This window comes from Bacillus sp. SIMBA_031, assembly GCF_046535225.1.
GTDB classification, from domain to species: domain Bacteria; phylum Bacillota; class Bacilli; order Bacillales; family Bacillaceae; genus Bacillus; species Bacillus velezensis.
On sequence record NZ_JAWRXC010000301.1, the window covers coordinates 1 to 268 of the forward strand.

1 protein-coding gene is annotated in these 268 nt (G+C 60.4%); it reads right to left on the reverse strand.

Translation table 11 applies throughout. The features are described 5' to 3' along the window. Window positions 1–225 (reverse strand): cytosine permease (locus SB724_RS20385; protein ID WP_410572702.1); only part of this gene is annotated, 225 nt, incomplete at its 3' end. Window positions 226–268: the final 43 nt, after the last annotated feature.

The following is a 268-nucleotide window of genomic DNA, read 5'->3' on the forward strand; positions in this document are numbered from 1 at the left end:
CCCCAGCTGGGGCCCCTGAGCGGAGTGGAACGCCATGAAGAACGTCCCGAACAGCGACCCCAACACAGTCGCGATCACCGTCCATATAAGGCCCGCGCCGATGCTTAGCGCCGCAATCCCAGTGGCCATCGAGGTCAAATTGATGTTTGCGACGAACCAAATCGCGCCCAGGTGCAAAACCTTCCCCCGTCGCTCGGATTCGGGTACCCAGTCGATGGAGTGCACTTCGATCCCGGAGGGTTTAGCCCGTCCGTCAAATTGGTCCTCT